The following is a 23,910-nucleotide window of genomic DNA, read 5'->3' as shown; positions in this document are numbered from 1 at the left end:
TCGTGCCGGTGCGCTATTCCAGCCGTTCCCGGATGAGCACCGGCGCCGCCACCGGCGCTTCGGCGATGGCGTAGGCCGTCTCGACTCGGCGGCGAGCGTCGTCGAAGCGGGCGGCGTCGTTGTATTGAATCTCGGCCAGCGGCTCGCCCGTTTCGACGCGGTCGCCGATCTTGCGGTGCAGCCGGACACCGACGGCCGGATCGATTCCGTCCTCTTTGCGCAGGCGGCCGCCGCCCAGAACGACGATGGCCATGCCGACGGCCTCGGCGTCGAGCTGCGCCACCCAGCCGGCCTGCGGCGCCGTGACCACGTGTCGCTGCGCCGCCCGGGGAAGGTATTGATCCGATTCGGTGACCCGCGGGTCGCCGCCGTGGAATTCAATGCAGCGGGCAAACACTTCGAGGGCCCGCCCCGTCGCGATCTGCCGGCGCGCGACACCCCGCGCCGCGTCGATGTCCGGCGCCAGCCCGGCCAGTCGGATCATCTCCGCGGCCAGTTCCACCGAGAGCGATTCCAGATCCGCCGGTCCCTCGCCGCGCAGCGTGGCCACCGACTCGGCCACCTCGACGGCGTTGCCGGCCCACCGGCCCAGCGGCTGGTTCATATCGGTGATGAGGGCCGACATCCGCTTACCCACCCGCAGACCGGTGTCCACCAAGCTGCGGGCCAGCCGGCGGGAATCGTCCAGCGTCTTCATGAAGGCGCCGCGGCCCGTCTTGACGTCGAGCACCAGGGCGTCGATCCCCTCGGCCAGCTTCTTGCTCATGATGCTGGCGGTGATCAGGGGAATGGACTCCACGGTCCCGGTGACATCGCGCAGGGCGTAGATCTTCTTGTCGGCGGGGGCGATCCGGGCGGTCTGGCCGATGAGGCAGAGGCCGATCCGTTCGACGCCCTCGCGGAAGCGCTCCACCGACAGGTTCACGTCGAAGCCGGGGATCGCCTCCAGCTTGTCCAGCGTGCCGCCGGTGTGCCCCAGGCCGCGGCCGCTGATCATGGGCACGCGGACGCCCGCGGCGGCGGCGATGGGCCCCAGAATGAGCGATGTCTTGTCGCCGACGCCGCCGGTGCTGTGCTTGTCCACCTTGACGCCGGGGATGTCGGAAAAATCCAGCACGTCGCCGGAGTGGAGCATCGCCTCGGTGAGCGCCTGCGTCTCGGCCGTGTCCATGCCGTTGATGAGTACGGCCATGAGCAGCGCGCTGATCTGGTAGTCCGGGATCTCGCCGGCGGTGTAGCCGTCCACCATGAAGCGGATCTCGTCCGCCGTCAGGGCCGAGCGGTCGCGCTTCTTCTTGATGATTTCAAGGGAATTCACGGGGACCTCGCTTTCGGGCCGATCGTCTGTCCGCCGTCTCCGGCAGGGGGCCGGCCCGTCCGCGCCGGCTGCCGTAAAGACAAAACGGGCTACCGGAGGAGATCCGGTAGCCCTGGGGTGTGACTCAGTCCAGCCGGCGCTGGATGTTGCGCATCTTCTTTCTCAGGCGCTTGCGGGCCAAGGCCTGCTTGATGCGCAGCTTCTCGCCGGGTTTCAGGAAGAAGGAATGCTTCTTCACTTCCTTGATGATATCTTCTTGTTGGACTTTCCGCTTGAACCGGCGCAGGGCGCTCTCCAGGCTTTCCCCGTCCTGCACGGTGATGTATGCCAAACGACTCACCTCCCTTTGGGCGCAAACTCGAAAACGGCAGTATATGGACAGGCCCTTGCGCTGTCAAGCAGTTTTGCGTTGACCCGCCGGCCGTTATCGGGAACAATACCGCCGAGATCCGGGACGGGAGGAACGATGCGCCTCATCATCGGCAGCGACCATGCGGGATTCGATCTCAAGGAAGCCATCCGGGCCGAATGCCGCCGCCTCGGCGTGGATCTGGCCGACGCCGGACCGACGACGGCCGAGTCCGTGGATTATCCGGATTTCGGCGCCGCCGTGGCCGGCCGGGTGGCCGCCGGCGAGTTCGACCGCGGCATCCTGATCTGCGGCAGCGGCATCGGCATGAGCATCACCGCCAACAAGTTCCGCGGCATCCGGGCCGGGCTCTGCTTCACCCCGGAGATGGCCGAGCTGAGCCGCCGGCACAACGACACGAACATCCTGGTCCTGCCGGGCCGATTCGTCAGCGTGGAGACGGGCCTGGCCATGGTGCGCGCCTGGCTGGACGCGCCGTTCGACGGCGGCCGCCACGCCCGCCGGCTGGAGAAGATCCGCCTCCTCGAGGAGCGGCTGAAGGGGACACGGTGAATCGGCCTCGTAATCCGTAATCGGGGTTCGAGGCTTGGAGCTTGGGGCTCATTCTCAACCTTCAACTCATTTACTGCTCAACATTCCGCTAATGGAACTCCCGGCCGGAGACCGCGAGAAGACCGCATGATGCTTCGGGCGCGCCTTCATCGAACGCGCGATCCGGCCGCCCGGCCGCGAAATGCAACAGCACCCTCGCCCCGCCGCATCCATTTCGTTTTTAATCCACTCTAATGAGCACCGGCATCCCGGCGTTTTGAATTTCTGCAAACGAACGGAGTTCCCCATGAAACCATCCAGCCATTTCAGCTTGGGCATCGTGCTGCTCTTGGTATGTCTTTTGGGACCCACCAACACGGCGGCTCAGAACGCGGCCAGCGGCGGCGGTTCGGCAACAGTCCAATCGTACGATTTGGCCCGCTTCACGCCGCCGGCCGGATGGCAGCGGAGCGTGTCGCCGAACTCCTCCGTCATGTACAGCCGGGTCGACCAGAACCAGGGCTGGTGCCAGCTCATCGTGTACAACAGCCTCGCTACTTCGGGGAGCCTCGAGCAGGACTTCAGGGCCGAGTGGCAGGCCGTGGCGGTTCAGAAGCTGTCCGCCTCCGGGCCTGCCAATGTCGCGGATATTCCCGCCGCCAACGGCTGGAAGTGCCGGTCCGCCACCGGTACGTTCACCCATGGGGGCCAGCCGGGCACCCTCCTCTTCCAAACATTTTCGGGAAACGGCAAGCGGCTCACATCCATCGGACTGACCAACCAGAACAGTTACGTCCCGACAATTCAGAAATTCCTGCGCTCCGTCACCCTGGCTGGGCCGTCGTCCACTGAGCCGGTCGCCGCTCTCCCGCCCTCCCGGCCGCCCGCGCCGGCGGCGCGAAGCGCCTTCCAGTTCACCTCCTCCAACTTCGACGACGGCTGGACCGCCAGCGTGCAGGCCGACTGGGTCTTGGTGCAGAGGGAGACCACCCGGGTCTATCTCTACTTTTACTTCCCCGTGGGCGCGGACATGCGCCCCCCCAACGGCAATATCAGGGACAATCTGTGGCACCGGTTTGTGAAGCCCCGATACACCGTCGTCTCGGAAAACGAAAACCGCAAGACCATGATCCACGAATGGAAAGAAGGCGAGGCCGTCGACCGGCAGACCGGCGAACGGGTGTACCTGGCCATGGTCTGGGACGGCAATTTCTATTTGGCGGCCAGCCCGGATCGAGACACCTCCTGCCGCCTGTTCCCCTCGCCCGACGCGCTCATCGCCATGAGCCGCTACAACAAGTTCGCCCTGGCCGCCTCCGACATCGTGGGCACCTGGCAGAGCGGCGGCAGCACCACCACCCAGTGGTACGACTCCGTGACGGGTCTGGCGGCCGGCGTCACGATGGCGGCCAGCGGCGCCGTGTTCACGTTCAACCGGGACGGCAGCTACGCCAGCGTCCACAGCGGCGCCAGCGGCGCCGTGGTCGGCGGCATGAGCACCTTCCAGCAGGAGTTCCGGGGCAGGTACACGGTCACCAACTGGCAGCTCACCGCCACGAATCGCTACCAGGGCCGGACGGACACCTTCGCCGCCCACTTCCAGGCGGTGCGCAACGGGCGGTTGCTCCACCTGAACGATAATCGAGGCGGAAGCTACCTGCTGGTCAAGGTGCGATAGCGGAGCAGGAATCGACTCGGCGCGAATCGAGCAGCATGCCGCGGCGGCTGGCATAGTCGAACAGTTCCTGACTCGCGGCCGAAGACCGCCGCAAAGGCCCGGTCAGCGGCACGCGCGGACGTCGGCATTCGAAATGCGGCGTGTCGCGTCAGTCCAAGATACTCGATGCCCGGCGTTGGCGTGTGAATGTGCAAATTTCTGAACCGGCGGGCCGGTGAATGCAGCGGTCATTCATCGTTCGGGTGTTCCGGCCGGAGCGGCGGCGGCCGGGGCGGTGGCGACGGAAGACGAACCGGCGGCGGTGAGTCCGGGCGGGATCCGTTCCGGACAATAGGCATGGAGTTGCCCCAGCAGCAACTCGGCCATGCGGTCGGGTCCCGGAGCGATCGTGCGGCCGGTTGCCGACTCGTCCTGGTCCCGGGACCAGGGACCGGCCGTCTGCGCCCGGTTCACCAGCAACAGGTTGGGGTAATGACCCTGAATCCGCCGGAGATATCGGTTGACGGGCGCCGACGGTCCCGCATCCGCGTCCGGCAGCAGACCCACCGCCACGATCGCGCCGGTGCTCGTCAGATGGCGTACCAGGCGGTCCACCTGCCGTCGCTGGTTTTCAGAAAACTCCTGCGGATCGGGAAAGCGCCGGTCGAGCAGCTCCAGAGCCACGACCAGCGACGGGCGAAGAGCTTTGATCTCCGCCATCCGCTCCAGGCAGTCGGCGCCATCAGTCCCCGGACCGGCCAAAGAAACGATCTCCGCTTCGGGCGTGCCGGCCCGGCGGGCCAGTTGCACGCCGGGTGAGACCTCCGGCGGCGCCGGCTCGTCACTGTCGAGGACCACCACCCGCTCGAACAGCCGGTCGGGAACGGGCGGCGGCCCGGGGACGGTCCGGGCCAGCACCTGATGGCTGAGGCGGACGAAATCCACCAGAAAGCCCTTCACCCGGTAATCATGAGCCAGCAGGTGGTGCCAGCGGTACACCAGGGGCTGCACGAGGGTCCAGCTCCAGCCCCAGTGATCGGCCCGGGGCTTGATCCGAAAGCTGCCCAGGTTGCAGGTGCGCGCGGGGTCCTGGATGACCAGCTCGCTCTTGCCTCGCAGGGGGAACCCGCCCAAGATGCCCGACCGCTGATAAAAATTCACCGCGAACCGGACGCTGGAGGGAATCTGCAGACGGCTCCAGCCGAAGCCATCCAGAAATACCGCCAGCGAAACGTCCAGTCCGTGTTGGGCCAGCCGCTCGGCGAGACCCTCGATGGCGCCGGCCCCCCAGCTGTGCCCCACCGCCACGATCAGGGGCTGGCGGAGTCCGGGCCATAGTCGGCCGTCGGCGCGGGCCGTCACGACGGCGGCGGCGACCTCGTCGGCGGCGCGGCGCCACCGCAGGTTGTTATACGCGAGGTACAGGATGTCCTCACGGGGTTCCAACTGCACATCGAGGTGCTTTTCGATGGCCACCACTCCCGACGCCGAGCTGTCCCGTGGTTCGATCCCGCCGATGAACCCTACCACCACCATCCACAGGTGCGAAGACGGCGCGGTCGCAGCCACCGCGTCGGCGGACGGGTTCGCGTCGGGACCGAAATAACTGCGGGTCAACGCCGTCAGCGGGCCGCGGAGCTCCTCGTTCAGCACCTCCCAGCTCTCGGCCCGGCCCGACCCGGCCATCAGGATCAGACCCAGTCCGACGACGGCCCAGCCTGACAGCGCCCGCTGTCGTTCGCTACGCTGTCGCGACAAGCGTGTCATGGTGCCTACAGACTAGCGGAGCTGGAAACGGACGTCAAGCCCAACCGCTGACCGCCGTTTGTCACCAGTCAGGAACCGGAAGGGGATGGTTCAGGATGGCGAGGGGTTCTCAAGTTCGCAGGTTCGCAGCTTGAAAGAGGAGTTGATGGTTGATAGTTCGTGTTCGTAATCGTGATCGTGATCGTGGCTGAGAGTGGACGGGTGAACAGGGAGACGGGTCACCGGAGCCAGGTTCGCAAGTTCGCAGGTTCGGGGACGGTTGATCGGTGAATGGGTGAATCGGGATCGGGAGACGGTCCTTGGTCAGGGTTCAGAACTCAACAAAACCTTTGTGTCCCCTGTGCCTTTGTTGTGAATCAGGCTGCCTGAATCCCGATCTCCGATGGCCGAGATCCCACATGTTCCGAACCGGCTCGCCTAACTGTTCTCCTCGTCTCGCCCCTGGAGAATCTCCAGCGCCTGTCGCGCGGCCGCCTGCTGAGCTTCCTTCTTGGAGTGTCCCTGCCCTTCCCCCAAGGTCTCGCCGCCCACCTCGATCCGCATGGCGAAAATCTTGTCGTGGTCGGGCCCTTCCTCCGACACCTTGACGTAGCGCGGCGGCACGCGGCCGGTGTCGGCCAGGTATTCCTGAAGCTGGGTTTTGAAGTCCACCAGCAGGAAGCCGTGCTGCTTGAGGCGGCGGAGGGAGCCGGAGAAAATCCGGTGGACAAACGCCCGCGCCGGGCGGATGCCGCTGTCGAGATAGATCGCCCCGATCACCGCCTCCAGCGTGTCGATGAGGATGTTGGGTTTGGCTTCGCCACCGGTTTTCTGCTCGCCGCGGCCCAGCAGGAGAAAGCCGCCCAGACCCAGAGTCCGGGCCAACTCCACCAGGTGCTGACCGCTCACCAGCACGCTGCGGAAGCGGGACAGCTCCCCTTCGGTGGATCCGGCGAACAGCTCGTAGAGGCGCGTGCTGATGGTGAAGTTCAGCACCGAATCGCCCAGGAATTCCAGCGCCTCGTTGTGCTGCAGATTCAGCGAGGGGTTTTCGTTGGTGAACGACTTGTGGGTGACCGCCTGACGCAGCAGACGGCGGTCCCGGAACGTGTAGCCGAGATTGGTCTCCAGTTCATTCAGACGCCGGTCGTGATGTTCGGAGATGAATTCCATTGCCGCTCGCTACCGCTCGGACAGCCCGGTGCACCCGCGGGTGAAGTTCCGAATACGGCGACGCGCCGCCCCCAGAATCGATGGTGGTGACGGATGCAATCGGTACCGGCCGGGAGGCCTCCCCACAGGCATCCCGGAGCCGGGCTCCGGAATGCGTGTGGGGCGCGGAAGGTCTCGGGAGATCTTCCGTCCCTGACGTGAGCGTCGTCTAGGCGATGCCGAGATCCTGCTTGGCCTTGGCCACCAGACCGTCCAGGGTGCGGTCGCCAAGCTGGTTGTTTTCCTTGAGAGTGTCCAGAATCTTGCCCATGTCGGTCTTGGCCCGCTCGGCCACCGATTGGTTGATGGCGATCGCCTTGGCGTAGGCGTCCAGGCACTCGTCCACCTTGTTCAGCAGGGCGTAGGCGATGCCGACCCGGTACCAGGAGATGTCATCCATCTTGTTGGCGGCCACGGCATTCTTGAATTCGTCCACCGCCTGGTTCAGTTCGGTCTCGCGGGCGTTATCCTTCTTGTCCAGCTTGCCGGCCTTCTGGAGATGGACGTAACCGAGTGTCGACGACAGGGTGCCCTTCAGCTCGCCGATCTGGGCGTCCCACTGCTCCTGGGGCACGCCCTCGGGCTTGGTCATGGCGTTGAGCAGGGTGCGGGCCTTGGTGGCCAGCACCTCGGCTTCTTCCGACTTGTTGTTCTCGGCGTACCCGTTGGCCAGGATGACGGGGATGACCGGGTGATTGGGCACCAGCGCCATGAACGCGTTGCCGTGCTCCACCATCTTGTCGAAGTTATTCAGCCGCTGATTGGCAAGCGTGGCCTGAAAGCGGACAAACGCGATATTCGGCGAGTCGGCGAATTTCTGGACGAACTCGTCCGCCGCCAGGGCCTGGGCCTGCGGATTGTTGGCGTTGGCCTGGATCTGCTGGATCAGGGCCATTTCGGCCCGCTGCCGCTCCTGGGCGAGCTGCTCCGGCGTCTTCTCCGCCGGCTGCGTCTGGGCGGCCTGTGCGGCGGCGAAGCCGGCCAGCAGGATGACCAGGATGAGGGACAGGATCTTGTTCATATGACCTCCATTCGGTTCAGCACGCGGGTGCTGATTTCATTCGACTAAGATAGGATCTGGGGGTGCAAGTTTCAGGAAAAGAGCGTGCTCGCAGCAAAGCGGCGATTCTATGCGAGGGATGTCGTGAAAGCAAGCGTTTTTTCCCGTTGCGGCAGCGGCGCCGGCCGGCCGTCGACCGGGTCCGGCGACGGCTGAACGCGCGGCTGCCTGCGATGGTCATCGGGCGGCGTCTCTGGTGATACGGCGGGAGGCGGCGGTTGTTTCAGTTCGCCGGGGCCGCGGGCTGCCGGATCAGTCACCCACCGGGCGGGCCAGGAGCACCCGACGGAGCAGTTCCATGGCCATCTGGGTCGCCTGAAAGCGGATCCGCTCCCGGTCGCCGTAGAACTGAAACTTCTTGACGGCGAGCTTGTCGGCGTACGACAGCCCGATGTACACCAGGCCCACCGGCTTGTCGGGTGTCGCGCCGCCCGGACCGGCGATGCCGGTGATGGCCACGCTGAGATCGGCGACCGTCCGGCGGCGGATCCCGGCGGCCAGCGCCGAAGCCGTGGGGGAACTCACTGCGCCGTGGCGGTCCAGGATCTCCGCGGGCACGCCGGCCAGCTCCTGCTTCAGCGCGTTGTCGTAGCAGACGACGCTCCCGAGAAAGTACGCCGAGGAACCGGGGACGTCGGTGATCCGCTTGGCCAGCAGGCCGCCGGTGCAGCTCTCGGCCGCGACCAACCGCATGCGGCGCTCCGCCAGCAGGCGCCCCACCACCGCTTCGAGGGGCTCGCCGTCGGGGGAGTAGATGTACTCCTGCAACACCCGGGCCAGCTCGCCCGACAGCCGCTCCAGGCTGGCGGCGCCGCCGCCGGCATCGTCGGCGGCGGTGAGGATGAGCTGAATATCGCCCGGTTTGGACAGGATCGTGGTGGTGACGTCGGCGTAGCGCCGATAGATGGGCGCGGCGATCTGGTCGGCGGCCGACTCGGGGATCCCGGTGAGGCGGAAGTGGCGTTGGACGATGCGCCGCGCCCCGTATTTCTGCCTCAGCACGGGCACCACCTGGGCCTCGAACATCGGCTCCATCTCGCGAGGCGGCCCCGGCAGGAGAAAATACAGGCAGCCGCGCTCCTCCAGCAGGATGCCGGGGGCTGTGCCCACGGCGTTGTCCAGCACCCGGGATCCCACCGGGATGAGCGCCTGGCGCAGGTTGTTTTCGGGCATCTTCCGCTTGCGGGAGGCGAAGAACTGCTCCAGCTGAGCCTGAACCTTGTCGTCGTAGCGCAAGCTCTTGTGCAGGCAGCGGGCCACCGCCTTCTTGGTGACATCGTCCTCGGTGGGGCCCAGCCCACCGGTCAGAATGATCACATTGGCGCCGCGGGGGACGGCTTCCAGCACCCGTACCAGGGCGGTCTCGTCATCGCCCACCACCGAGACGCCGGTCACCGGGATCCCGAGCTCGAACAGGCGGTGGCGGAGAAACACGGAGTTGGAGTCTTCGTGTCCCGGCAGGAACAGCTCCGAACCCACGGCGATGAGATGGGCCTTGACCATGGCGCCTCGCTAGGCCAGCCAGACCCGGATCGCCGGCACGGCCAGCGCCCCGGCAAGCAGGAGCCGAGTGTAGAGACCGGCCAGGATGTCGTCCATCATGACACCCCAACCGCCGCCCCACCGCTCCACCTGCCGGACCGGGAACGGTTTCCAGATGTCGAACAGGCGGAAGAGAAGGAACGCCGCCAGCAGCGCCGGCCAACTGTCGGGCGCCCCGAAGAACGCCAGCCACTGGCCCACCACCTCGTCCACCACCACATGGCTCGGGTCCGGGTTGTTCTCGGCCCGGCTCACCTCGCGTGCGGCCAGGACACCGGCCAGGCTGACAGTCAGGATGATCCCGCCGAAGAGCACCGGCTGCGCGCCCAGCGCATCCCGGAAGAGGAGGTAAAACCCCACGGCGGCGGCGGCGCCCACTGTGCCGGGGGCCACCGGCGAATAGCCGAGCCCCAGGGCGGTGGCCACCGCGTACGCCAGCGCCCGCCAGATTCTACGAACGGGGTTCAGGCTCATGGGGCGTCTCGCTCGCGGGGTTGGGCGCCGCCGCATCCGGCCCGGCATCTTCTCCGGCGACCCGGTAGACTCCGTCCGCCCAGCGGCCGAGATCCATGAGCCGGCAGCGCTCGCTGCAGAACGGGCGGTACGGCGCGTCCTCCCAGGACACGGGCCGGCGGCAGGTGGGGCAATGCACAGTGCGCTTCATGGGCCAGAGTGTAGCATCCCGGGGGCAGCCCACTCAAGAGTTAGGAGTTGGGAGATAGGAGTTAGGAGGAAGAAGGGAGCAGAGAAAAACGAAGAAATATTCAAACGGAGACGGGTGCAGTTCGCTTGTATGGATAGAGAGGGGAAAGCAGGAGAGGCAAAGCAGGGCGCATGGATCAGCCTCACAAAAGTTGCACGCATGGCGCAAGGGCATGGATCTGGTCCGCCTCGTGTATGACGCCACCCGTGCATTCCCGGCCGCCGAGCGATACGGTATAACCGGGCAGATCCGCCGGGCGGCTGTTTCCATCGTCGCCAACCTCGCTGAAGACTCTGCGCGGTGTAATCCGCGCGAGTACCTTCATTGTATCCGGATCGCCGCCGGCTCCGCCAGCGAGCCGGACACTCTTCTCGAAGTCAGCATCCGGACGGGTTAATAGGATCAGAAGACATGGGAAATACTGGATGCTCAGTTGGCCGAAGTGAACCGTCTGCTCTTCGGCCTCCGCCGTCACATCCGAAGGCTTCTTCCACCCCAAAAAGGGAAAGATCAGAGATAGGAAATCGAAGTAGACTCCACCGTGGGATGTCCCCAACTCCCAGCTCCCCATTTTAAAAAGAGATAAGAGACTATTAGCGGGGCTCCGCCGCAACCTGCTCCCAACTGCAAACTCATCACTTAAGGGTGGGCCGGGACGGGCAGGCGCGGAGCCTGCCCGTCCGGTGAGAGGGGATCAGCGGGTGAGTGCGATTTCGAGTTGGTTTTGGGTGAGGAGGGTAAAGGTGGAATTATTGAGGGCCACGATGGATTTCTTCAGGTTGATGAGCGAGCGCAGCTCGGCCGCCCGGGCGTCCGCCAGGTCACGCTGGGTTTGAAGCACCTCGAAGTTGGTAGCCAGGCCGGCCTGGAAGCGCTTGTTCTGGCCGGTGAGCTGCTCCTCCTGGAACTGCCGGGCGATGGTGGCCGAATACAGGCTCTTGCGGTTGACCTCGATGGTCTGGATGGCGTTGAGCACGTCCACCCGGACATTCTGGAAGGTCTGTTTCAGGTTGGCCCGGTTCTGGTCCTTGCCCAGCCGGGCGATGGCGAGCTGGGCCTTCGCCGCGTCGTTACCGAAGATGTACTGGAAGTTGAACTTCAGGGACCAGTCCAGGTAGTCGAAGCCGAAGATCTGTTCATACACCTTGCCCAGGCCGCCGGTGAACTGGTCGCTGTCCTGGTAGAGCGGCTGGCCGTCCGGGCCCAGGACCGGATTGCCGTATTCGTCCAGCACCGCGACCTTCAGGTTGGGCGAGGCCGCGCCGTTGGGGCCGATGTAAGCCGTGAAGTCCAGCCGCGGTTTCGTCTGGCTGTTGTAGTACTTGATATCGATGTCATCCTTCTCGAGCTCGACGTTCAAGGAACGAATCTCCGGCCGGTTCTTGTAGGCCAGCTCCACCGCACCCTGCAGGTCGGGGATTTCGGATGGAATTTCCGGCTTGTCCACGGGGATCAGAAACTCGTCCCAGATCGGGTCGTTGGGGTCGTCGGTGATGGCGTTTTTGAGCCCATTCTCGGTCTGAATGATGGAAGCTTCAGCCGCGATCACGCGCTGGATGGCCTGGGCGACCTCGGCGCGGGTTTGGGTGATGACGATGGGCGCCAGGGTGCCGATCTCGACGCGCTTCTGGTTGTCGCGCAGCTGGATCATGGCCAGCTCCGCGCTCTGGATCTGGATTCGCTGCTGCTCGATGGCATTGACCAGATCCCAGTAGGTGTCCTCCACCGATTTGATGACGGTGGATACCTGGTTTTCAAAATCGATGTCCGAAATCTTCTGGTCCTTCCTCGCCAGCTGGATCGTCCGGCGGTTGGCGTCCAGGACGCGGTTCTTCAGCAGCGGCTGGACGAACTGCGCGGTCATCCGGCCGGAGTAGGTCGGGTTGTACAGGTTGGTGTTGGACGCGTCGCGCGAGTTCAGGAAACTCAGGGTGGCGGTGCCGCCCGTGGGAAGGTAGCGGGAGAAGGTGAAGTTCAGGTCGTAGGCCGAGCTCTTGTACTCGGAGATACCCAGCACCTCCTGGCGGAGGATATCCGTGATGGGCGCCTCCATGTTCTGGTAGGTCCCGTCGACGTTCATCGTGTAGTCGTACACGCCGTTGGCGGCCAGCAAGCTCTGTTGCTGCACCAGGGGCCGGTAACTGTTGATTTCGATGCTCAGATTCTTCCGCAACGCCAGGTCGATGCAGTCGTTCAGGCGCAGGTCGCGGGCCTTGCCGTCCTTGACCGCACGTTCCAGAATGGTCGTGTACAGCAAGGTGGTGTCTTCCGCGGCCGTCTGGGCCTGGGCCTCGGTCTGGGCCTGGACCGGGGGCACGTAGGCCAGCACCAGCGCGGCCACGATAATGATTGCAAATGTCTGTTGGATGAAACCGCTTCTGCTCATACGCACTCCTCAAGTGATGCGTGGATTCGACACGTTCGTGAATTCAATCCACTATTACGTCCGAGGTTTCGGGAAAGTTTCAGGACTGTTCAAAAACCGGCGGCCAGCAGGCCGAATCCGATGGCCAGTCCGAACACCAGTTTGAACAGCTTGATTTTGATACCGTCGATGAGGGAATAGCTCAGCAGGGGCAGGAGGCCGTGGCCTTCCTGAACGATGGAGTTGGCCACCACCACCGACAGGGGAATGGTCCCCTTGGCGAACAGGGTGATGAACACCAGATGCGGCCCCGAGAAGGGGAGGAGGCCCACCGCGGCGCCCGTCAGGATCATCACCGCGGGGGTGCCCTGGATGTAGCCGGAGATCTGCAGGTGCTGCTCCAGCAGGTGGAGCGCCAGAAGCGACCCCAGCATCCAGAGGAACAGCGAGGGAATGTGCTTCAGGAACACGTGCCGGAAGGCGTGCTCGGTGAAGAAGTGGCCCCAGCGGAAGTGCTGCGCGTGAAACTCGTCATGGTGGGCGATCTCGCACTTGGCCGCCAGCGGCAGGCGGAACCGCCGGGCCAGCCAGTCGGCCAGCGCTCCGCCAACCAGCCCCGCGACGAACAGCACCCCCAGCAGCGCGGCCACGCGGCCGCGGTCCACTTGCATGGCCGGGTCGCCCATGTAGGAGATGAGCACGAACGCCTCATCGCCGAAGGTGGACACCATGACGCTGACTAGCGCCCCGAAGGTGACGATGCCCGAGATGTAGAAGGTCACCATGATGAAAGCGTCGTTGCACCCCGGAATCAGTCCCAGCACGGTGCCGAGCAGGTGCTGGACCCACCGGTTCCCGGTGATGTGGCGCCTCAGGAACCCGCCCACGCGCAGTTCCAGCAGCTCCACCACCACCATGAGCACAAACACCAGCAGGGTGATTTTCACCGACTCGAGCAGAATGTCCAGCATCGCGTGTCACCTTTCCGTCGATGGGTGCGTCATTATACCAAACGGCCGGCGGCGGCGGCACTCTTTTACCGCGGCAGCGGCGGTGTGCTACAATGGCTCGCTGCGGCGAACCCGGCGCGGGGCGCGCGCCGCGGCACTTCCGGCGGGGGTGATACCGCATGCGACACCCGAGGATCATCATCAGTGCAGCCCTACTGGCGGCGCTCGGCGCCGGCGCCGCGGCCGGCCAGTCCGTGGGCAACATTGCCAACGTGGAGTTCCGCCTCGACGAGCGCGTCTTCACCGTGATGTGCGCCCTGCACGTGGCCGGTTACAACTGGGAACTGGACCAGGAGGCGCCCGACAGCGCCCGCGCCCGCATCGTCCGCGAGCTCGAGGCCGCCCCGGTCCAGGCCTCGCTGCGGGAGAAGCTCCGCGACTTCTACCGCGTCCACAACGTGGAGCTGGACACCTTCGCCCAGGGATCGAAGTACGGCGCCTTCGCCCTGCTGCTGGGTCCGCCGCCGGAGTTCGCCCTGCGCGACCGCGACCGGCTCCCCGGCGCCGCCGTGTCCAACCTGGCCGGTTTCGAGCGGTTGCTTCGCCCCTTCTACAAAGAGGCGCGCATCCGCGACCTCTGGCTCAAGTGGCAGGCGGCGCTCGGCCGCGAGCAGCTCGGACAGCACGACGCCATGAAGGACGCCATTCACGCGGCCATCGACTACAGCCGCGTCCCCGCCCAGCTCTACCTGAACCGCCGGCTGGTGCTGATTCCGGATCTGGTGAACGCGCCGGGGATCCTGAACGCCGTCCATGCCGAGGGGACTTATTACATCCTCGCCTCGCCGGCGCGCGACTGGAACCGCTACCGCACGTTTTTCGTCCACGAGTACGCCCACCTGCTCCTCGATCCCCTGCTCGCGCCGCTGGCGGAGGACTACGACCTGAGTGTGGAGCTGCGCCGTTGCCTCGGCGCACGGCTGGTGCCGGCGGCGGTGCTCGACGCGCCGTCGCGGGCGGTGGTCGAGTCGCTCGTCAACGCCGTCCAGGCGGCGGTCATGGCCCGGCTGGAGCCGGACCGTCCCGCCGAAGGGCAGCGCCCCGACTCCCCTTTCCAGCGCTACTTCCGCGAGCACCTCGCCGCCTTCCCCGCCTCGGGGCAGCCGCTGACGGAGTTCGTCGCCGCGCTGCTGGCGAAATCGTCCCCGGACGCCCTCTGCGCCTACCCCCACGACGAGCCCGCCCCGCCGGTGCCGCCTGCCCCTGTTGCAGCCCCTCCAGCCCCCGCGCCGCCCGACGTGCGCGAGACGGCCCTGCGGGAAGCAGAGAATCTGCTCCAGGAGGGACGGACCCTGGAGGCCGAGGTGAAACTCCAGACGGTGCTGGCCGCCCATCCAGACGACGCGAGCGCCCTGTTCGGCATGGGCCAGGCGCTGTATGCCCGCGGCGACTGGACGGGCGCTCTCGGCTACTACGCCCGCACCCTGGAACAGCCCGATCTCCCCGTGTGGATCCGCGGCTGGAGTCTGGTCAAGACCGGCCACAGCCTCGTCCGGCTCAACCGGATCGACGAGGCTCGCCGTGCTTATACCAAGGCAGCGGCGCTCACCGGTGACGATCGCGATGCGGCGGCGGCGGCCCGGCGAGCGTTGACCAGTCTGAATGATTAAGATTGACGGATTAGGGATTTGAGACCGAGGGGTAAAGGTTGAGGGATCGTGATTCGGAATTGTAATTCGTAACCGTGATCGGAATCGAGCCGTTTGAAGGTTTGCAGGTTCGCGGCTCAACAAACGGCTGGCGGGATGTTCCCGCTCCCCTTTCCCCGTCTCCAAACGGTTCGCTGCTCACTGTTCATCGTTCACTGTTCTCCGCGATCGCCCGCCGCAGGGCCGGCAGCGCGGCGCGGTCGGCCTCGGCCAGGTCGAGGTGTTCCAGATCGGCCGGCAAGAAACAGTCCACCGCGGCGCACTCCACGGCACGCGGCTCCCCGGCGGTGATGCGGCAGCGGTAGAACAGCAGCAGGATCCGCTTCTCCGGGTATTCATAGTAGACGAACGTGAGCGGCTTCTCCACCGCCACGGCGATGGCCAGCTCCTCAGCCAGTTCGCGCGCCAGCGACGCCGCCGGCGCCTCGCCGGGATGAAGCTTGCCGCCGGGGAACTCCCAGCGCCCGCCCTGGTGGTCGCCGGCGCGGCGGCGGGCCAACAGGACCCGACCGTCACGCACGATGACCGCCGCCACCACCGGCAGGGGCAGCGCCGCCGGATGCGGTGCCGGCGGGGTGGCGGGGCGCGCCAGCGGCACCGGTTCCGGGAACACGAAGTCCAGCACCAGCGCCTCCTGCTCAGGCGTCTCGATGGCGCCGGGGCGCACGTCCCGCACCAGCCGCATGGCTTCCGGCCCGTCCATGCCGCGGCTCTTGAGATACAGGGCCGCCAGGGTGCCGGATCGGCCGCGGCCGGCCTTGCAGTGGACCAGCACCTTGCGGCCGTGGTTGCGGGTGACGATATCCACAAAGCGGCGGACGTCGTCGCCGGTGGGTGTTTCGAAATCGTCGATGGGGATGTGGTGGAACTCCAACTGCAGGACGGTGTAGGCCGCCTCGAGCGGCTCCCAGGACCGCAGCGACACCACCACTTCGATGCCGGAGCGGATGTACTCCATGAGCCGGGCCTCGCACGCCGGCCCCGGCCCGAAGTCGGGCGCCGCGTCGAGGTAGAGGTTGTCGGCGATGTGGATCATGGGGGAATTCTACCACGGACAGCGGACATCAGACTTCGGACATCGGATATCGTGCTCGTAATTCGTAATCGTAATCGTGCTCGTAATCGTCATCGAGCGGATTGAAGGTTTATAACGTTTACAAGTTCGCAGGTTCACAGGTTCGCAGGTTCGCAGACCAATGACAAATGCTAAATGACCGATGATCGATGATAAATGGAATGGCTTCTTTGTGTCCTTCGAGGCTTTGTGGTGATTCCACTCGCAGGCGGGACGCCTGCGCCATGCCACGCTACAGTGCCGTCGCCCGCTGGCGCACCGCCTCGTACAGCAGGATCGCCGCGCTCACCGACACATTGAGCGACGACACCCGGCCGCGCATCGGCAGGCTCACCAGCGCGTCGCAGCGCTCCCGCACCAGCCGGTGCAGCCCCTGTCCCTCCCGACCGAGCACCAGCGCCACCGGACCGGTGAGGTCCTCGGCGAAGAACGGCCGTCCGGCCGCCGCATCGGCCCCCACCACGCGGACGCCGCCCGCTTGCAGGGTGCGGATGGTCTCGGCCACGTTGACCACGCGGGCCACCGGCACGTAGGCGGCGGCGCCGGCCGACGCGCGCCACACCGCATCCGACAGCGGGGCGGAGCGGCGTTTCGGCAGGATGACGCCGGTGGCGCCGGCGCCGTCGGCGCTCCGCAGGATGGCACCCAGGTTGTGGGGGTCCTCGACGCCGTCCAGCAGCAGCAGCAGCGGTGTGCCTGCCTCCGGCCGGAGCAGCTCCGCCAGGTCGCAGAGCGCCCGGCCGGCGGAGAACGCCACCACGCCCTGGTGGTTGGCGCCAGGGGCGTGGCGGTCCAACACCGCCCGCGGGACGGCGCGCACCTCAATCCCGCGCCCGCGGGCCGCCGTCACCAGCTCGTGGATCCGCGGGTGGTGTTTCCCCTCCGCGACCAGCAGCCGCTCCACCCCGCCCGTCGCCAGGGCTTCCTTCACCGGATGGATCCCGCAGATCACGGGCATGCCGCACCTCACCTGTCGCCGAATCCCGCGCGGCCGCGCGCCGTCATTTCCCCGGCAGGCTGTCCACCGGGATGGTGGGCGGCACGGCGGGTAGCATCTGCTCATCCACCGTCGGCAGGTCAAGCCCCACAAGCTGCACCTGCTCCAGGTAGCTCAGGCCGAAGAAACCGTTCCGAGTGAGCACGTCCACCCGGCCGCCGGCGGTGACACCGGTATGGACGTCCTCGGGAACCTGCAGATGGCGCAGTGTCACGCCGTCTTCGGAGAAGCCGTCGACCTCGAGGTAATACTCGGCGTTGCGGCCCGAGCCACGCTCGTACTTGTTGACCACGGAGACGAAGTGATGCTTGATCGGGCTCCGGTCCAGCGGGCGGTTCAATGCCAGGGTGACACCGACGGCCCAGAGCGCCATGCTGAACGCCACCACGGCCAGGACGAAGAAGAAGCTCTCCTGCCGCTTGATCCGGTGAAGGATCACCGCGGCCACCGCACCGATGGCCATGCCGACGAGGGCCGGCTTGACGATGAACCATTCGTTCAGGGGGTGGACGGCCGTGGAGAACGCCACCAGGGCGACGATGACCCCGCTGAGAAACACCCCGGCCACCGCCAGGTCCGAACCGGTGAGCGCCCCGGCCTTGCCCGCCGTGGCCTTGGCGGCGGCGCGGGCGGTGGCGCCCCGCTTTCCACCCTGCCCGGATCCGCTGAGCCGTTTGCCCGTTCCGGCCTTGCCCGCTTTCGGTCCCGCCATGCTGCAATTCCTCCCGACGTGGATTGCCCCCCATTGTCACGCAAAGCCGGCCGGCCGCCAAGAAGAAACTGTTGATTGTTGATTGTTGATTGTTGAGGTTGACAGTCGATCCGTCTCTTGTCTTTCGATGCACCAATTCACCGATTCATCAACCATCAACATGATTCGTTTATCCGGCCAAGAACCGGGACCCGGCCGGACGATGGGCTGCTCGCAGAATTCACTTGGCAGCGGCGCCCCTTACGGCGACAATGGACGCATGTGGCCCGAGTCCATCTTCGGCACCGGGGACCGCAACTACGAGGCGCGCATCGGACGGCTGGAGCGCCGCTTCGTGCGACAGTGCCGCCGTCTGGTCCCGACGGCTTTGCGCGCCCGTGCTTTGGCCGCCGCGCTGAGCGCCCAGGAGATGGATCACTGGCTGTTCCTGAACGCCGGCTCACTGTTCCGCGCGCATCTCGCACAGTTGAATCCGGAGGGGGGCCGGCGGATCTTCCTCACGCTGTTCTCGGCATGCCTGGCGGGGCTGGAGCTGGAGGCCGGCCTGCCGGATCCGGGCACCGGCGCCTGGGCCCGACTGGACGCGCTGGCCGCGGCCGCGGGCGAGGCGGCTGTCGTCCCCAGCGTCCTCGCCGCCCGGTACCGGGATCGGCTGGGCGACCGCGCCGCCTTCCAGGATCTGCTGGCCGCCCTGGCCGAACAGCTTCCCGAGCTACCCGATCTCGAGGCCACCCTCACCTTCGGCATCCTGGCGGGTCAGATGCTGGAGAAAGCCGCTGAACGCTGCCGGCGGTTTCTCTGATTCGTCAGGGTTCGAGGCGCGTTCCCGATCCCATGAGATGAGCCAGTCAACCGGTGCTTGAATGTTTGAAAGCTCGCAACGGGTTATGGGTGATGGGTGATCGTTGAGAATTGATCCGTCTCCCGTCTCCCGATTCACCGACTCCCCAATTCCATTTCCGTCCCGAATGCGCTACAACTGAGAGCATGACCGAAACGGCGATGCGGCAGCAGCTGGGCGAACTGGCGCGGCGCTTTCAGCGCGACGGCTACCGCCTCTACGTGGTCGAGGAAACCGCCCGGCGGCTCTACCGCCGGCGCGAGACAACGGAGATCCGCCTCTGGGCCGACGCCGATGTCATCTACCTCGCCCGCGCCCTCGACGACGTGAACCCGTGCGGCGAGGGGCGCTGGAGCGCCTCGGCAGCGCTCGGCGCCATCCGGCTGCTGCTGGCGTGCGATCCGCTGGCCGCCGGCGCCCGCCGGCGGAGCGCCGGTTCCGTTCTCGACTCTCGCCGCGTGGCAGGCCAGGCGTGGTTCACCGTCCACGGTCTGCTGTACGATCCGGCGCGCGATCGCTACCTCGACCCGCTGGGCTGCCGTGATGACATCCGCCGCGGCGTGCTTCGGGCACTTGCCTCGCCGGGTCCGCGCCCCGCCGCCCGGCTGGAGCGCCTTCTGTCCGCCGCGGCGTTGGTAGCGGACGAACCCCTCGAGCCCGATCCGGCCCTGCTGGAGGAACTGCGGGCCGAGTCGGTGACGCTGACCCGCGAGCTGCTCCCGGCGGTGCGCGCGGGGCTGGCCGCCGTGCTCACCGCCCGCCGCCCCATGGCCGGCCTGGAGCTGCTGGGGGAGCTGGGCGCGCTGGAGCGGATCATCCCGGAGCTGGCGGCGCTGCGCGGCTGCCCCCAGGACAAGGAGTACCACCCCGAAGGCGACGTCTGGGTGCACACCCTCGAGTGCTTCCGCCGCTGCCGGCGGCTGCCGCTGGGGCTGGCCCTGGGGCTGTTGCTCCACGACATCGCCAAGCCGGCCACCCTGGTGGTGGAAAAGACGGTCTCGTTCCCCGGCCACTCCCCCGCCGGAGCGGCCATGGCCGGGCGGATCCTGCGGCGCCTCGGCTTCGAGCCGGAGCTCGTCGAGGAAGTCCAGTTTTATATCCGCCATCACCTGCTGCCCAAGCTGGTCCGCGACCTGCCCGCGGTGGAGCTCGCCGCGCTGGCCAGACATCCCTGGTTCGAGAATCTGGTCCGCCTCTACCGCGCCGACGTCCAGGGCAGCCAAGGAGACATGGCCCGTTATCGGTCCGTCCTGCGCCGTTTGGCGGTGTATCACCCGGGGCTTCTCCACCGCCGCGCCGCCGAATAAGAATCATCGCGGATGGGGTTTGGGTGCGCAGACACGTCTGCGCTCTGATTGCCTGCGGAGCCGGTGCCGGGATCTGGCTTTCTGCGACTAACCGTATGTCGCGGTTGCGCCGTGCGCGCGTCCCGCGCCCATCCAAAACGGCGTCATGCCGCCGCACTCCAGCCCAATGCGCCGCTTCACGACGGACCGTGCCGATTCAATGGGCCGCGTTCGGCCGAACGCCGCCTACGCCGGAGACGAGATTGCATCAATCCAGCGGCGGAACGGGGGCGAACTCCGGGCGGATGTCGGCGGGAATGTCCAATACGCCGGCCAGGGCGCGCTGGAGCTCCGGCGGGATGATCATGTAGCGCTGCACGAAGGCGTCGGCCGCCGGCTGGTCCAGGGTCAGCTCCAGCCGGATCAACGCCCGGGCCAGTTCCCGCACCACGGCCGGCAGCCGCACCGGGTCCACCCGGTAGCGGCCGGTGGCGTCGTCCAGCACGATTGCCGCATGAGCGCGCAGGTAGTTGAATTCGATGAGGTTGGCCTGGCCGTGGGGGCTGAACGTGCCGAACCGGGCGCCCCGGAGCATGTTGGCCAGGTACGCGGTCATCAGCTCGCGCCGTCCCAGGGGGACCACGCCGGCGTCCGACAGGCGCAGCAGGCTCCAGACACCGAGCACATCCGCCTGGGCCTCCTCGATGGGCGGACCGCTTGCGCCCAGTGTCGCCCACGTGGTGTCCAGTACGTGCTGGTTGGGACTCAGGCTGTGGCTCAGCTCATGGAACAGGATGAAGTGGAAAAAGGCATCGAAGCCGACATACCGCATCTCGTCGGCGGCGAGCAGGCGTTCCAGGACGGGCCGGATGTTGTGCCGGAACTTGGCCGCCATGATGTTGTGCAGCATGACCACCTTGGCGCCCCGTTCGCGCCGGACGCGCCCGTCGAGGGGCAGGTTGAAGGCGGCGGTCTGGATGCCGGCGCGGGCGTCGCCAGCGGTCTCCACCGCGTCGGCGACAACGATGGGCGCTCCCTGCCGCCAGGGAGGTAAAACGGCGCCGCGCGGCGCGGGCATCCGGCGGTAGAGCCCGGGCAGGTGCCGGGAGTAAGCGGCGATCCGGTCGGTGAGATCCGGCAGGCGCACCGTGATGAACGCCTCGAAGGCGGCCTTGGTGTGGCATAGCCGGTCCTCGTACACCTCGTACGGCCCCAGCAGCGGCTCGATGCGCGTGCCCGCCAGATCCAGCCAGGCCAGTTCGCTGGCGGTGTAGTCGTCGGTGAGCAGCGCATCGGCGCGCAGCGTCAGGAAGCGCTTCAGGCTCGGGTTGACTGCCGCGGCCGCGGCCAGGCGCAGCTCGGCCGCTGCCGGCTCCAGCAGGAGGCGGTATTCCCGGCTGAACGGCATCGCCACGAGGCGGCCGCCGTCGCGACGGATGACGGTGGTGCGGATCCGGAAGGCGGCGGCGTCCTCAGGATGCGCCGCGACCCACTCCTCAAACTCCTTGCGGGTCATGTCGGCGGGATAGAAGTTGGCGCCGCGCGGCTTGGCGGCGTTGCCCAGAAAGGGGGTGTGCTGGTGCATCCGGTCGTAGCAACCGTAGTTGATCTGGAAAAACTCGTAGGCGTGACGGCTGGCCGGATCGGCGGACTGGGCCAACCAGTCACGCAGTCGGATGTTGTCGGGGGATACCTGGCGCCAGAAGATCTCGTCGATATGGCGGGCCGCGCGCACCAGGTGGCGGAGCACTGCGCGCTCCCCGTCGTCAAGCGCCCCCAGGTCGGGTTGGAGTTGCACCGGCTGATACGCGGCGAGCCGGCGGCGCACGTCAGGCAGAGGCTTCGGCACCGGTGTCTTGGCGGAAGCGGGGGCGGTGGCGGGCGGCGGCGACGGATCCGGTGCTGACCCGCATCCTCCCGCCGCGGCGAGCACAAGCAATACCGCAGCCGCCGCCAGCAGTCGTCCCACACCCATCGGGATCATGGCGAGTCTCTCCCTGCTGCAACCGCCCCGGTGTCCGCCGGAAGCCACTGACATTCCCCGCAGCGCAGGCGGTGGATCGGTTCTCAATCGGCGGTTTCCAATTTTACGCTTGTCCCACGGAGATGTTTCGGGTAAAACGAAAGCCGGGGGAACACCATGCGACTGCGCACCGTCTGGCTCTACCTCCTGATCATCCTGCTGGCGGTGGTGACCCTGCTGGTCATCTTCCGCGACGGCGAGCCGCCGCTTGACCCGGCCCCGCCGGCGACCGTCACGGACGTCCCCGCCCGGACACCGACGCCGCCGCCGGCGCGACCGGACGGTCCCGCCGACTGGGACATCTTCACCGACGCGCCGCTCGGCACCACCTTCCGCCGCGACCGCTATACCGATCCCACCAAGGGCGGGATTTCCGGGCACGTCCACGACGCCCAGGGACGCCCGGCCGCCGGGGTGATGGTGGAGATCATCGACGCCATGGTGCTGGGTCAGCCGAGCCAGTTCTTCACCACCACCAAGGCGCACACCGACCGCAACGGCTATTACGCGTTCATGGATCTGCAGCCGGACCGCTACTACTTCCTCTGCGGCATCGAGCGGGAGCTGCTCCCCGTGGGCGCCGGCGAGCTGCTGGTGCGGGACGTCGTCCTGCCCGGCAGCGGCAAGGTTTCGGGCGATGTGGTGGACGCCGCCGGCCGCCATATTTTCCCGGCCTTCGTGTACCTGATCAACGCGCAGGTCCGCCTCGTGACCCGGACGACGGAAACCGGTCGCTTCCAGATCGCCGGCGCGCCCCCCGGCGCATTCCAGCTCTTCGCCCGCGCCGACGGTTTCACGCCGTCGGCGCGCAAGGACCTCCAGCTGGAAGAGGCCGAGGACGAGTCCGGCATCACCCTCCTGCTGGAGAGCGGCTGCGTGGTCAGCGGCGTGGTCCGCGACGGCGCCGGCCGCGGTCTGCCGGACGTCATGGTGTCCACCCAGCCGGATGCAGCCCGGTTAGGCACCGTCAGCACCCAAACCGACGCGGCGGGGCTCTTCGAACTCGAGGGTGTTCCGGCCGGACGCGTCACCCTCCAGGTCTGGGCCGCGGGGACCTACACCCGCGTCGGGCCCACCCTGGAGGTGGTGCCCGACCGGCCCAACACCGTCGAAATCGTGCTGGCCGGCACGGCCCGCCTGGTGGTGCGGGTGATCTCCTCCGACGGCTCCGACCTGCCCGAAGACCTCCATGTGGTGCTGCGTCCCCGAAATGCCCCCCGGAGCCGGGCGGCCGGCGCCGGGCCGCTCCGGGCGCAACCGGACGCGACGGGCCGCTGCGAGCTGACCCGGCTGGAAGCCGGCACCTACCAGGTGCAGGTGGAGACCGCCAGCCGGCTTTACCTGCCCGTCACCGAGCGGTCAGTGGAGCTCCGCGAGGACGCCGGTCAGGAGGTGGCGATCACCCTCGACCGTGCCGCCTCGATCAACGGCGTGATCCGGAACACCGACGGTTCAACCGCCAGGAACTTCCGGGTCGGTCTGACCATTCGCGAGAGCGGCGGCCGCGTCCAGCGCCGCTCCGCCTCATCGGACGCCGACGGCCGCTTCGTCTTCGACCTGCTGCCCGCCGGCATCGCGACGCTGGAAATCAACGCCAACGGCATCCTGCCGGTGAAACAGGACAACCTGACGGTGCCTGCCGGTGCGGACGTGCCCGTGACGCTCACCGTGGACCGCGGCACGCAGCTCGAGGGGCGGGTGACCGACGAGGACGGCGCCCCCTGCCCCAACGTCAACGTGATCGCCCGGCCGTACGGCGACTCCTCGTTCCGCGCGGTCTCCCAGGCGATCACCGGACCGGACGGCCGCTATG

At 66.9% G+C, this 23,910-nt stretch carries 21 protein-coding genes; 7 read left to right on the top strand and 14 right to left on the bottom strand.

The genetic code is table 11. The annotated features are described in order from the left end of the window. Positions 1–13 precede the first annotated feature (13 nt). Both GX414_01570 and GX414_01565 read right to left on the bottom strand, forming a co-directional pair. Positions 14–1,318, bottom strand: a complete 1,305-nt coding sequence (locus GX414_01570) for a thymidine phosphorylase (protein ID NLI45775.1) — start codon at positions 1,316–1,318, stop codon at positions 14–16. Between the two features lie 124 nt (positions 1,319–1,442). Next, complete coding sequence (locus tag GX414_01565) at positions 1,443–1,649, bottom strand: 30S ribosomal protein S21 (protein ID NLI45774.1); 207 nt, start codon at positions 1,647–1,649, stop codon at positions 1,443–1,445. Between the two features lie 135 nt (positions 1,650–1,784). On the opposite strand from GX414_01565, the gene rpiB reads away from it, so the two are divergent. Beyond that, positions 1,785–2,240 carry a ribose 5-phosphate isomerase B gene (rpiB, locus tag GX414_01560; protein NLI45773.1) on the top strand — a complete coding sequence of 152 codons (456 nt, stop codon included), beginning with the start codon at positions 1,785–1,787 and terminating at the stop codon, positions 2,238–2,240. A gap of 286 nt (positions 2,241–2,526) precedes the next feature. Continuing rightward, positions 2,527–3,897 (top strand): hypothetical protein, encoded by a 1,371-nt coding sequence (locus GX414_01555; GenBank protein ID NLI45772.1) that lies wholly within the window; start codon positions 2,527–2,529, stop codon positions 3,895–3,897. Positions 3,898–4,128: 231 nt separating this feature from the next. On the opposite strand, the gene GX414_01550 is transcribed toward GX414_01555, so the two are convergent. The 6 genes from GX414_01550 to GX414_01525 form a co-directional block, all read right to left on the bottom strand. Next, positions 4,129–5,643 (bottom strand): hypothetical protein, encoded by a 1,515-nt coding sequence (locus tag GX414_01550; protein ID NLI45771.1) that lies wholly within the window; start codon positions 5,641–5,643, stop codon positions 4,129–4,131. A 417-nt stretch (positions 5,644–6,060) separates the two neighbouring features. Next, positions 6,061–6,795: a ribonuclease III gene (gene rnc / locus GX414_01545; protein ID NLI45770.1), complete on the bottom strand. Its 735-nt coding sequence runs from the start codon at positions 6,793–6,795 to the stop codon at positions 6,061–6,063. Positions 6,796–7,003: 208 nt separating this feature from the next. After that, positions 7,004–7,855, bottom strand: a complete 852-nt coding sequence (locus GX414_01540) for a hypothetical protein (protein NLI45769.1) — start codon at positions 7,853–7,855, stop codon at positions 7,004–7,006. A 291-nt stretch (positions 7,856–8,146) separates the two neighbouring features. Continuing rightward, positions 8,147–9,397, bottom strand: a complete 1,251-nt coding sequence (locus GX414_01535; protein ID NLI45768.1) for a competence/damage-inducible protein A — start codon at positions 9,395–9,397, stop codon at positions 8,147–8,149. Between the two features lie 9 nt (positions 9,398–9,406). Further along, positions 9,407–9,910, bottom strand: a complete 504-nt coding sequence (locus GX414_01530) for a phosphatidylglycerophosphatase A (protein NLI45767.1) — start codon at positions 9,908–9,910, stop codon at positions 9,407–9,409. Then, entirely contained in the window at positions 9,888–10,100 is a 213-nt protein-coding gene (locus tag GX414_01525; GenBank protein ID NLI45766.1) for a DNA gyrase inhibitor YacG, read from the bottom strand. Before GX414_01525 ends, GX414_01530 begins: the two co-directional genes overlap by 23 nt. A gap of 211 nt (positions 10,101–10,311) precedes the next feature. On the opposite strand from GX414_01525, the gene GX414_01520 reads away from it, so the two are divergent. Next, positions 10,312–10,536, top strand: a complete 225-nt coding sequence (locus tag GX414_01520; GenBank protein ID NLI45765.1) for a four helix bundle protein — start codon at positions 10,312–10,314, stop codon at positions 10,534–10,536. Between the two features lie 297 nt (positions 10,537–10,833). Here the strand turns inward: GX414_01520 and GX414_01515 are convergent, their stop codons facing one another. Beyond that, a complete protein-coding gene (locus GX414_01515) occupies positions 10,834–12,525 on the bottom strand; it encodes a TolC family protein (protein NLI45764.1) in 1,692 nt (563 codons plus the stop codon). A gap of 89 nt (positions 12,526–12,614) precedes the next feature. Beyond that, complete coding sequence (locus tag GX414_01510) at positions 12,615–13,475, bottom strand: arsenic efflux protein (protein NLI45763.1); 861 nt, start codon at positions 13,473–13,475, stop codon at positions 12,615–12,617. A gap of 158 nt (positions 13,476–13,633) precedes the next feature. Between GX414_01510 and GX414_01505 the strand changes: the two genes are divergently transcribed. Further along, entirely contained in the window at positions 13,634–15,124 is a 1,491-nt protein-coding gene (locus GX414_01505; protein ID NLI45762.1) for a tetratricopeptide repeat protein, read from the top strand. 184 nt (positions 15,125–15,308) lie between these two features. Here the strand turns inward: GX414_01505 and GX414_01500 are convergent, their stop codons facing one another. The 3 genes from GX414_01500 to GX414_01490 all read right to left on the bottom strand — a co-directional run bounded on the left by GX414_01500 (position 15,309) and on the right by GX414_01490 (position 17,947). Further along, on the bottom strand, positions 15,309–16,199 hold the full coding sequence (locus GX414_01500) for an NUDIX domain-containing protein (GenBank protein NLI45761.1): 891 nt from the start codon (positions 16,197–16,199) through the stop codon (positions 15,309–15,311). 271 nt (positions 16,200–16,470) lie between these two features. After that, positions 16,471–17,196, bottom strand: a complete 726-nt coding sequence (gene rlmB / locus GX414_01495) for a 23S rRNA (guanosine(2251)-2'-O)-methyltransferase RlmB (GenBank protein NLI45760.1) — start codon at positions 17,194–17,196, stop codon at positions 16,471–16,473. Between the two features lie 43 nt (positions 17,197–17,239). Continuing rightward, positions 17,240–17,947, bottom strand: a complete 708-nt coding sequence (locus GX414_01490; GenBank protein ID NLI45759.1) for a hypothetical protein — start codon at positions 17,945–17,947, stop codon at positions 17,240–17,242. Positions 17,948–18,206: 259 nt separating this feature from the next. Here GX414_01490 and GX414_01485 point away from each other — a divergent pair, with 259 nt between their 5' ends. Both GX414_01485 and GX414_01480 read left to right on the top strand, forming a co-directional pair. Continuing rightward, positions 18,207–18,749, top strand: a complete 543-nt coding sequence (locus tag GX414_01485) for a hypothetical protein (GenBank protein ID NLI45758.1) — start codon at positions 18,207–18,209, stop codon at positions 18,747–18,749. Between the two features lie 185 nt (positions 18,750–18,934). After that, a complete protein-coding gene (locus tag GX414_01480) occupies positions 18,935–20,095 on the top strand; it encodes an HD domain-containing protein (protein ID NLI45757.1) in 1,161 nt (386 codons plus the stop codon). Positions 20,096–20,342: 247 nt separating this feature from the next. On the opposite strand, the gene GX414_01475 is transcribed toward GX414_01480, so the two are convergent. Beyond that, on the bottom strand, positions 20,343–22,058 hold the full coding sequence (locus tag GX414_01475; protein ID NLI45756.1) for a peptidase: 1,716 nt from the start codon (positions 22,056–22,058) through the stop codon (positions 20,343–20,345). A gap of 156 nt (positions 22,059–22,214) precedes the next feature. Between GX414_01475 and GX414_01470 the strand changes: the two genes are divergently transcribed. After that, positions 22,215–23,910: carboxypeptidase regulatory-like domain-containing protein (locus GX414_01470; protein NLI45755.1), on the top strand; the 1,696-nt coding region annotated here is incomplete at its 3' end.

The sequence above is a fragment of the Acidobacteriota bacterium genome, assembly GCA_012517875.1.
In the GTDB taxonomy this organism is placed as follows: Bacteria; Acidobacteriota; JAAYUB01; order JAAYUB01; family JAAYUB01; genus JAAYUB01.
This window is presented reverse-complemented; position numbering and strand designations above follow the sequence as displayed.

Bases quoted from the DNA above. Each gene is read 5' to 3' on its own strand.
- rpiB (NLI45773.1), top strand. From the start codon at position 1,785: ATGCGCCTCATCATCGGCAGCGACCATGCGGGATTCGATCTCAAGGAA.
- GX414_01555 (NLI45772.1), top strand. From the start codon at position 2,527: ATGAAACCATCCAGCCATTTCAGCTTGGGCATCGTGCTGCTCTTGGTA.
- GX414_01550 (NLI45771.1), bottom strand. From the start codon at position 5,643: ATGACACGCTTGTCGCGACAGCGTAGCGAACGACAGCGGGCGCTGTCA.
- rnc (NLI45770.1), bottom strand. From the start codon at position 6,795: ATGGAATTCATCTCCGAACATCACGACCGGCGTCTGAATGAACTGGAG.
- GX414_01540 (NLI45769.1), bottom strand. From the start codon at position 7,855: ATGAACAAGATCCTGTCCCTCATCCTGGTCATCCTGCTGGCCGGCTTC.
- GX414_01535 (NLI45768.1), bottom strand. From the start codon at position 9,397: ATGGTCAAGGCCCATCTCATCGCCGTGGGTTCGGAGCTGTTCCTGCCG.
- GX414_01530 (NLI45767.1), bottom strand. From the start codon at position 9,910: ATGAGCCTGAACCCCGTTCGTAGAATCTGGCGGGCGCTGGCGTACGCG.
- GX414_01525 (NLI45766.1), bottom strand. From the start codon at position 10,100: ATGAAGCGCACTGTGCATTGCCCCACCTGCCGCCGGCCCGTGTCCTGG.
- GX414_01520 (NLI45765.1), top strand. From the start codon at position 10,312: ATGGATCTGGTCCGCCTCGTGTATGACGCCACCCGTGCATTCCCGGCC.
- GX414_01515 (NLI45764.1), bottom strand. From the start codon at position 12,525: ATGAGCAGAAGCGGTTTCATCCAACAGACATTTGCAATCATTATCGTG.
- GX414_01510 (NLI45763.1), bottom strand. From the start codon at position 13,475: ATGCTGGACATTCTGCTCGAGTCGGTGAAAATCACCCTGCTGGTGTTT.
- GX414_01505 (NLI45762.1), top strand. From the start codon at position 13,634: ATGCGACACCCGAGGATCATCATCAGTGCAGCCCTACTGGCGGCGCTC.
- GX414_01500 (NLI45761.1), bottom strand. From the start codon at position 16,199: ATGATCCACATCGCCGACAACCTCTACCTCGACGCGGCGCCCGACTTC.
- rlmB (NLI45760.1), bottom strand. From the start codon at position 17,196: ATGCCCGTGATCTGCGGGATCCATCCGGTGAAGGAAGCCCTGGCGACG.
- GX414_01490 (NLI45759.1), bottom strand. From the start codon at position 17,947: ATGGCGGGACCGAAAGCGGGCAAGGCCGGAACGGGCAAACGGCTCAGC.
- GX414_01485 (NLI45758.1), top strand. From the start codon at position 18,207: ATGTGGCCCGAGTCCATCTTCGGCACCGGGGACCGCAACTACGAGGCG.
- GX414_01480 (NLI45757.1), top strand. From the start codon at position 18,935: ATGACCGAAACGGCGATGCGGCAGCAGCTGGGCGAACTGGCGCGGCGC.
- GX414_01475 (NLI45756.1), bottom strand. From the start codon at position 22,058: ATGATCCCGATGGGTGTGGGACGACTGCTGGCGGCGGCTGCGGTATTG.